Annotated in this window: 5 protein-coding genes and 1 pseudogene; 2 read left to right on the forward strand and 4 right to left on the reverse strand. The window is 70.4% G+C overall.

The window, feature by feature from the left end:
- Positions 1-194 precede the first annotated feature (194 nt).
- On the forward strand, positions 195-2,126 hold the full coding sequence (gene acs / locus HUU95_RS05840; protein WP_174279255.1) for an acetate--CoA ligase: 1,932 nt from the start codon (positions 195-197) through the stop codon (positions 2,124-2,126).
- A 59-nt stretch (positions 2,127-2,185) separates the two neighbouring features.
- Entirely contained in the window at positions 2,186-3,145 is a 960-nt protein-coding gene (locus HUU95_RS05845; RefSeq protein WP_174279256.1) for an NAD(P)H-dependent flavin oxidoreductase, read from the forward strand.
- On the opposite strand, the gene HUU95_RS05850 is transcribed toward HUU95_RS05845, so the two are convergent.
- The 4 genes and pseudogenes from HUU95_RS05850 to HUU95_RS05865 all read right to left on the reverse strand — a co-directional run.
- Positions 3,146-4,246, reverse strand: a complete 1,101-nt coding sequence (locus HUU95_RS05850; RefSeq protein ID WP_174279257.1) for an acyltransferase family protein — start codon at positions 4,244-4,246, stop codon at positions 3,146-3,148.
- A gap of 24 nt (positions 4,247-4,270) precedes the next feature.
- Entirely contained in the window at positions 4,271-4,960 is a 690-nt protein-coding gene (locus tag HUU95_RS05855; protein WP_174279258.1) for an ATP-dependent Clp protease proteolytic subunit, read from the reverse strand.
- 54 nt (positions 4,961-5,014) lie between these two features.
- On the reverse strand, positions 5,015-5,941 hold the full coding sequence (locus HUU95_RS05860) for a glycosyltransferase family 2 protein (protein ID WP_174279259.1): 927 nt from the start codon (positions 5,939-5,941) through the stop codon (positions 5,015-5,017).
- A gap of 103 nt (positions 5,942-6,044) precedes the next feature.
- A pseudogene (locus tag HUU95_RS05865) lies at positions 6,045-6,252 on the reverse strand (hypothetical protein); the annotation flags it as partial.

Here is a 6,252-nt window from a genome sequence, read left to right on the forward strand (position 1 = left end):
GCGCGAACAGGTGGCGCGCGAGGCGGAAGAGGCCGCCGCGGCCGCCGCCGCCGCCGCCGCCAAGCGCATCCCCAAGGTCGCGTCCGCCGCCGAACTCAAGGCCATCCGCGACGCCCGCTACGCCGCCCGCAAGGCGCGCCAGAAGTAACCTGGCGCCATTGCCGGCGCGCCCCTGCGCGCGCTAGGCGACCGGGATGAGCGACCACACCTATCCCGTCCCCCTCGCCCGCGCGAGCGCCGCCAGCATCGACGAGGCGGAGTATCGGCGGCTGTACGAGGAGTCGGTCAGCAGCCCCGGCGGCTTCTGGATGGACCAGGCCAGGAGCCTGGACTGGGTCCGCCCGCCGACCATCGCCGGCGACTATTCCTTCGCGGAGAAGGATTTCCACATCCGCTGGTTCGCCGACGGCCAGCTCAACGTCGCGCATAATTGCCTCGATCGGCACCTGCACCAGCACGCCAACGCCCCGGCGCTGATCTGGGAGCCGGACGAGCCGGGCGAGGAGCCGCGCCGCTTCACCTATGCCGAGCTGCATGCCGCCGTCTGCCGCGCGGCCAACATGCTCAAGGGCCATGGCGTCGCGAAGGGCGACCGCGTCACCATCTACCTGCCGATGATCCCGGAGGCGGCGATCGCGATGCTCGCCTGCGCGCGGATTGGCGCGATCCATTCGGTGGTGTTCGGCGGCTTCTCGCCCGAGGCGCTGGCCGGACGCATCGCCGATTGCGGCTCGACGCTGGTCATCACCGCCGACGAGGGCCGGCGCGGGGGCAAGCGCATCCCCCTCAAGGCGAATGTCGACGCCGCCGCCGAGCGTGTCCCGGTCGAGCGCGTCGTCGTGGTGCAGGCAACCGGCGCCGCCGTGCCGATGGGCGAGCGCGACCGCTGGTGGCATGAGGGCATGCAGGCCGCCGGTCTCGATTGCCCGCCCGCCGCGATGGACGCGGAGGATCCGCTGTTCATCCTCTATACCAGCGGCTCGACCGGCAAGCCCAAGGGCGTGATGCACACCACCGCCGGCTACCTGCTCTACGCCAAATGCACGCACGCCTGGTGCTTCGACCTCAAGCCGGGCCAGGTCTGGTGGTGCGCGGCCGATGTCGGCTGGATCACGGGGCACAGCTACGTCGTCTATGGCCCGCTCGCCAATGGCGGCACGACCTTGATGTTCGAGGGGCTGCCCAACTGGCCCGACGCGAGCCGGATGTGGCAGGTGGTGGACCGGCACCGGGTGCACGCCCTCTATACCGCGCCGACCGCCCTGCGCGCGCTGATGAAGGAGGGCGACGCGCCGGTGAAGGCGACCAGCCGCGCCTCGCTCAAGCTGCTGGGCACGGTGGGCGAGCCGATCAATCCGGAGGCGTGGCGCTGGTATCGCGAGGTCGTCGGCGAGGGCCGCTGCCCGATCATCGACACCTGGTGGCAGACGGAGACCGGCGGCGCGATGATCGCCCCCCTGCCCGGCGCGACGCCGCTCAAGCCGGGCTCGGCCACCAGGCCGCTGTTCGGCGTCTCGCCGCAGATCGTCGATGCCGAGGGCACGGTGCTGACCAAGGCAGCGAGTGGCGACCTCGTCATCAAGGAAAGCTGGCCCGGCCAGATGCGCGGCGTCTGGGGCGATCCCGAGCGGTTCTTCCAGACCTATTTCACGCAATTTCCGGGCAAATACGCCACCGGCGACGGCGCGCGGCGCGACGCGGACGGCTATTACTGGATCACCGGCCGGGTCGACGACGTCATCAACGTCTCGGGCCACCGGCTCGGCACGGCGGAGGTCGAATCGGCACTGGTGCTGCACCCCGATGTGGCGGAGGCGGCGGTGGTCGGCCGCCCGCACGAGGTGAAGGGCGCCGCCATCTACGCCTATGTGACGCTCAATGCCGGCGTCGCGGCCACGCCCGAGCTGGGCGACACGCTCAAGGCCTGGGTCCGCCAGGAGATCGGCCCGATCGCCACCCCCGACGCACTCCAGTTCGCGGCCTCACTTCCGAAAACGCGCTCGGGCAAGATCATCCGCCGCATCCTGCGCGCGATCGCGGCGGGGCGGACGGACGATCTGGGCGACACCAGCACGCTGGCGGACCCGGCCGTGGTCGGCGATCTGGTCGCGGGCCGGGTCGCCTGACGCAAGCGGCCGGCCCCGCCGCTGGACACGGGAACCGGCCGCGTGACACAATCCGGGGCATGCCGCTTCCCGCCCTGTTCGATCACCTCGCGCTGCCCGTCATCGGCTCGCCGCTGTTCATCATCTCCGGCCCCGATCTGGTCATCGCTCAGTGCAAGGCGGGGATCGTCGGCTCGTTTCCGGCGCTCAACGCCCGACCGGCGGCGCTGCTCGACGAGTGGCTGCATCGCATCACGCAGGAGCTGGCCGCGCACAACCGCGATCATCCCGAACGCCCCGCCGCGCCGTTCGCGGTCAACCAGATCGTCCACAAGTCCAACGACCGGCTGGAACAGGATCTCACCATCTGCGCCAAGTGGCGGGTGCCGATCACCATCACGTCGCTCGGCGCGCGCGAGGAGCTCAACCGGGCGGTGCACGGCTGGGGCGGGATCGCGCTGCACGACATCATCGACGACCGGTTCGCGCGCAAGGCGATCGAAAAGGGCGCGGACGGGCTGATCGCGGTCGCCGCCGGCGCCGGCGGCCATGCCGGACGATTGTCGCCCTTCGCGCTGGTCGGCGAGATCCGGCAATGGTTCGATGGTCCGCTGGCGCTGTCCGGCTCGATCGCGACGGGCGGCGCGGTGCTGGCCGCGCGGGCGATGGGCGCCGACTTCGCCTATATCGGTTCGCCCTTCATCGCGACCGACGAGGCGAACGCCGACGACGGGTACAAGGCCGGCATCGTCGCGGGCCGAGCGAGCGACATCGTCTATTCGAATCTGTTCACCGGCGTGCACGGCAATTACCTGCGCGGCTCGATCACGGCGGCGGGGCTCGATCCCGACAACCTGCCCGAGGGCGACCTCGCCACGATGAGCTTCGGCGGCGGCACCGCGCCCAAGGCGTGGAAGGACATCTGGGGCTCGGGCCAGGGGATCGGCGCGGTGACGGCCGTGGAGCCGGTCGCGGCGCGCATCGACCAGCTGAAACGCGAATACGACGCCGCGCGCGGACGCCTGCTCGCTGATCGTTGATCAGGCTCCCGCGGAGGGAACGGGCGAGCGGGGCCCCGGGCGCGGGCGTGCCGCCGCCCCGCCGCCGATCCAGCGCCGCAGCGGGTTCTCGAACCAGGCGAAGGAGGCGGCCGAGAGTAGGGCGATGATGACGACGCCCAGCCCGATCGACACGGCCGCCGCCGCCGGCGAGCGACCGAGCAGGCGCGGGAACACGAACGAAATGAACACGGTCGTGACGGGCACGTGCAGCATGTAGATGGAATAGGTCAGCCGGCCCTGCGCGCTGATCGGGCGGACGCTCAGCAGCGTCGACACGCCCGCCTGATCGGCCAGCAGCCCCGCCGCGACTAGGCCCCAACTCGCCGCCAGCATCAGATAGCCGGGCGTGGGCGCGAACAGCGCGATCGCGAACACCGCCAGCGCGGCGTGGAACACCGCGCCGCTCCGCGCGAGCAGCGGACGCAGCACCCCGGCGCCATGCACCGCCAGCCACAGCCCGAACGCGAAGCTCGGCAGCACGCGCAGGATACCCATCCGCCAAGTCAGCTCGTACAGCGGCAACCCGGTCAGCGCGCGCGCCAGCCAGATGCTCGCCGCCAGCAGCACCGCGACCATCAGCAGGCCCCGCCCGCGCCCGATCGCGATCGCCGCCGCCAGCACCGGGAAGACCAGATAGGCGAACACTTCCGCGCTGATCGACCACGACACGAAATTATACGACAGCTTGCCGTCCGGAAACCAAGCGTGAATCAGCAACAGGTTGGGCACGATCTGCCCGGCGTCGAACCGGCTCGGATCGTCGACGGTCAGGTGGTAGCGCGCGACGCCGACGCCGATCGCGATGTAGAACAATAGCGTCGCGAGGTGGAGCGGGTATAGCCGGGCGAAGCGCTTGCGCAGGAACCGCCCATAGTCCTCCGCCGACCGGATCACCCCGACGTAGACGCCGCCGATGACGATGCCGGACACCACGAAGAACAGGTCGACGAACAGCGACAACGTCCCCGGCGGCCGCACGCCCGCATGGGGCAGGATGTGCAGCGCCGCTATGCCGATGCTGGCGACGAGGCGCAAACCCTCGATGGTCCGCAGCAGCGGCACCTGGCCGGTCGCGGGCACATCCAGCCCCGCGACCCGCGCCGTTCAGGCCGCGACCGCCAGCGCGTCGACCGGCGCCGGCCGTTTGTCGAACACCTCGTCGATCAGCCCAAAGGTCTTCGCCTCGTCCGACGACAGGAAGGTGTCACGATCCATCCGCCGCTCGATCTCGTCGATCGGCTGGCCGGTATACCTGGCGTACAGCTCGTTCATTCGCGACCGGATGCGCAGGATCTCCTTGGCCTGGATCTCGATGTCGGACGCCATGCCCTGCGCGCCGCCCGAGGGCTGGTGGATCATGATCCGCGCGTTGGTGAGCGCGACGCGCATCCCCGGCTCGCCGCTCGCGAGCAGAAACGACCCCATCGACGCCGCCTGCCCGATGCACACGGTGCCGACCTTCGGCCGGATATATTGCATCGTGTCATGGATCGCCATGCCCGCCGTGACGACGCCGCCCGGCGAGTTGATATACATGAAGATGTCCTTCTTCGGATTCTCCGACTCCAGGAACAGCAGCTGGGCGGTGATCAGCGACGCCATCCCGTCCTCGACTCCGCCGGTCACGAACACGATGCGCTCGCGCAAGAGGCGGGAGAAGATGTCGAACGAGCGTTCGCCGCGGTTCGACTGCTCGATGACGATCGGCACCAGACCCGCTTGCGTCTGGGTGAGGCCGAGCCCGGCCTGGGCGAGCGGAGCGCGGAAATCGCCGGTCTCGAACGGATTGTGCATGGGAAACTCTCTGCTGCGAAAGAGTGACCTACATCGCCCACGCCCGGACCGACTTCAAGCCCCGGGCGCCCGCTGCGCGAGGTAAGCCAGCCGGCGCACCTCGCGTCGACCGCGCGTCACCGTGTCCAGGATCAGCCCGGCAAAGACACACAAGGCCGCCAGGATCACCAGCCCCGTCGCCGCGATCGCGGTGGGGAAGCGCGGCACCAGCCCCGTGCGCGCGTAGGTCGTCGCCAGCGGCACGCCCAGCATCATCGCCACCAGCGCCAGCAACAACCCGATCGTGCCGAAGAACCGCATCGGCCGCTCCAGGCGATACAGCGTCACCATCGTGCGCAGGATGCGCGCGCCGTCGCGATAGGTGGACAGCTTGGACGCCGATCCCGCCGGCCGCGCCGCATAGGCCGTCTCCATCTCCCCCACCGGCATGCGCAGCTCCAGCGCGTGGACGCAGATATCGGTCTCGATCTCGAACCCGGTCGACAGCGCCGGATAGCTCTTCACGAAGCGCCGCGAGAAGACGCGATAGCCGGAGAAGATGTCGGTGAACGACCGTCCGAACAGCCGCGCCAGGAAGCCGGTCATCAGCCGGTTGCCCAGCACATGCCCGCGCCGGTACGCGTCCGCTTCATCGGGCACGCGAGCGCCCACCATCATGTCGAGCTGCTCGTCCAGCAGCCGCGCAACCATCGCCGGCGCCGCGCCCGCGTCGTAGGTCGCGTCGCCATCCGCCATCACGTACACGTCCGCCTCGACATCGGCGAACATGCGCCGCACCACCGCGCCCTTGCCCTGCACCCGCTCGTGGCGGACCAGCGCCCCGGCCGCGTTCGCGACGGCGGCGGTCCGGTCGGCCGAGTTGTTGTCATAGACATGGATCACCGCGCCCGGCAGCGCCGCGCGGAACGCCGCCACCGTCGCCCCGACCGCCGCCTCCTCGTTGAAGCAGGGCAGCAGCACGGCGATGATGGGTAGCGTCATGCTGCTCTCCCCTCGGGATCCCGGCCTTGGGCCGGGATCCCGCTTTCTTCGGCGTCGGATCTAGGCAGCGGGACCCCGGGTCGAGGCCGGGGTGACGATGACGCTATTGCGCCGCCTTCTTTGCGCGCGGCTTCCCCTCGGCCTTGCTCGCGACCGGCTTGACCGGGGCGTCCGCCGCCTGCGTGCCCTCGGCCGCTTCCGCCGCCACCGGCGAGCTCTCCAGCACCTGCGTCTCCGCCGTCACCGGCGCGCCCTTTCGCGTGCGCGGCGCCGTCGCCTCCGCCGGTGCGTCCACGCCGGCGTTCGCGCCC

This window comes from Sphingomonas bacterium (assembly GCF_903643065.1).
In the GTDB taxonomy this organism is placed as follows: Bacteria; Pseudomonadota; Alphaproteobacteria; order Sphingomonadales; family Sphingomonadaceae; genus Sphingomonas.